The sequence below is a fragment of the Streptomyces sp. CBMA123 genome (assembly GCF_014596465.1).
In the GTDB taxonomy this organism is placed as follows: domain Bacteria; phylum Actinomycetota; class Actinomycetes; order Streptomycetales; family Streptomycetaceae; genus Kitasatospora.
This window is the reverse complement of the sequence record NZ_MECK01000430.1, coordinates 1-2,395: the sequence shown is the minus strand read 5'-3', so window position 1 is coordinate 2,395 and position 2,395 is coordinate 1. Positions and strand designations below refer to the sequence as shown.

The following is a 2,395-nucleotide window of genomic DNA, read 5'->3' as shown; positions in this document are numbered from 1 at the left end:
GCTCGACGCCGCCCGCGCGCGCAGCGAACTGCGGCCCGACGCCGTCGCGTTGGCCGGTCCGCTGGGCCGCTGGCTGGCCGCGCGGAACCCCGACTGGCGCTTCGTGCTGCGCACCAACGCACCCGAGCCGGCCAACACGACCGACCCGGCCGGCGCGACCGACCCGGCCGACCCGGCCGACCACCGGCTGTGGCACGAGGGCCTGTTCGCCGAGCGGGTCACCCACCTCACCCTGCTGCGCCGCCGCGACCCGGCCGCCGGCCTGGAGCTGCTGCGCGGCACCTGGCCGACCGAACGCGCCGAGGACCGGCTGCTCTTCCTGGACGCCCTGCAGGACGGGCTTTCCCCCGCCGACGAACCCTTCCTGGAGGCCGCCCTCGGCGACCGCAGCAAGAACGTCCGCGCCACCGCCGCCGAACTGCTCTCCACCCTGCCCGGCTCCGCACTCGCCCAGCGGATGGCCGAGCGGGCCCGGGCCGCCGTCCGGCTCGCCGGGAGCGGCACCCACCTGCTGGTCACCCCGCCCGCCGAGTGCGACGAACGGATGCAGCGCGACGGCATCACGCCCAAGTCCCCCACCGGGCGCGGCGAACGGGCCTGGTGGTTCGGCGAGGTGGTGGCCGCCGCACCACTGGCGGTCTGGCCGGACAGCACCGGCCTGACGCCGGAGCAGCTGCTCGCGCTGCGGGTCGGCGACAGCGTGGACGAGACCAGCAGCAGCTGGGCCGACGACCTGCGTGAGGCCTGGGCGCGCGCCGCCGTGCGCCAGCACGACGCCGACTGGGCCCGGGCACTGCTCGGCCCGGCCCCCGTCCCGTCGGCCCGGGGCGCCGGCCGGGCCCGCGGCGCGCGGGTCACCGGTGCCCCGGCGAAGCTGCTGGCCGTCCTCCCGGCCGAGGAACGGGCCGCCTGGACGGCCGCCTTCATCGAGGTGCACGGCCTGGGCGAGGCCTTCCAGTTGCTCGGCGCCTGCGCCACCCCGTGGACGCCGCCGCTGTCCACCGCCGTGGTGGCGGCGCTGGCCCGGGCCGCCGACTCCGGCGCGTACCCGTGGAGCCACAGCGGGGTGCTCGGGATGACGGAGCGCGCGCTCTCCCCCGGGACGGCCGCCGCGGTGGAGGAGCTGGCCGCCGGGGCGGCCCCCGACTCGGCCTGGTCGGAGACCTTCGCCCGGCTGGCCGGGACACTGCGCTTCCGGGCCGCGATGCTGAACGAGCTGACGGCGCCGCCGAACTGACCGGTGCCGCCGAACGGGCGGCGCTCCCGAACGGGCGGCGCTCCCGACCCGACAGCGCTCGCGGGTCGGGCACGCCCGAGCGGGCCGGTCCGTACGTACGGACCGGCCCGCTCCGCGCCGAAACTCAGCCGGCCGTCCGCAGGTTGGCCTCGACCCAGGCGACCACGTCCCGGGTGGGCGTGCCCGGGGTGAAGATGTCCGCGACGCCCATCGCCTTGAGCTCGGCGATGTCCTCGTCCGGGATGATCCCGCCGCAGAAGACCTTGATGTCCGCCGCGTCGCGCTCCTTCAGCAGCTCGAGCACCCGCGCGCACAGCGTCATGTGGGCGCCGGAGAGGATCGACAGCCCGATGCCGTCCGCGTCCTCCTGGATCGCGGTGTCGACCACCTGTTCGGGCGTCTGGTGCAGCCCGGTGTAGATGACCTCCATACCGGCGTCGCGCAGGGCGCGCGCGATGACCTTGGCGCCACGGTCGTGACCGTCGAGCCCCGGCTTGGCGACCACCACACGGATCGGCCCCGACACACTCATGACTGCCTCCTGGACCTCGTCGTCCATCATCCGACCGGACCTTGTGGGCCCACGGGTGCGGTTAACGGTCGATAACCAACCAACCTGAGGGGAGATTAGCGCCACCCGGCCCGGTTGGCCGAACCACCTCCCAAGAGGAGGGCAAAGTCACAGCCCCAGGCCTTGCTACCAGTGGGTATGCCCGTCCGGGGACCGTCCGTACCGGCACGGCGCAGACCCCCGTGCGCCCCCTTGACAACCGGCGGTTTTTCCGGGGCGTCGGGCGTGGGACTACAGTCACGGCTGTTTACCTCGCCCGATGACGTGCCCGAGGCCCACCGAGGAGGCAGCCCCTGATGGCTCCCGAAGCAGCCGCCCGCCCGACCCGTGCGGAGCTGCGCCTCGCCGCCCGCGAGCAGTCCCGCGCGCAGCGCCGTGGCGCCGCCAAGGCGGCTACCCGGGCCGCGCTGTTCCGGGTCGCGCTCCCGTCGGTGGCCGCGCTCGGAGTGGCCGGGGCGGCGGGCGTCGCGGTGGTCCAGGAGCAGGCCGACCAGGTGGCACCGCAGGCGTCGGCGGCCGACGCCCCCGACCGGACGGCGGCGCAGCAGGCCGCCCGACAGGCGGTCGCGGACGCCGGCCAGGCGCAG

Annotated in this window: 2 protein-coding genes and 1 pseudogene; 2 read left to right on the top strand and 1 reads right to left on the bottom strand. The window is 75.9% G+C overall.

Translation table 11 applies throughout. The features are described from left to right. Window positions 1-1,237 (top strand): DUF5691 domain-containing protein (locus tag BG452_RS32715; RefSeq protein ID WP_188307981.1); only part of this gene is annotated, 1,237 nt, incomplete at its 5' end. A gap of 124 nt (window positions 1,238-1,361) precedes the next feature. Here BG452_RS32715 and BG452_RS32710 read toward each other — a convergent pair. Further along, window positions 1,362-1,769, bottom strand: coding sequence for a cobalamin B12-binding domain-containing protein (locus BG452_RS32710; protein WP_188307980.1), 408 nt, complete (start codon window positions 1,767-1,769; stop codon window positions 1,362-1,364). 335 nt (window positions 1,770-2,104) lie between these two features. Here BG452_RS32710 and BG452_RS32705 point away from each other — a divergent pair. Then, window positions 2,105-2,395 (top strand): annotated as a pseudogene (locus tag BG452_RS32705) (hypothetical protein); the annotation flags it as partial.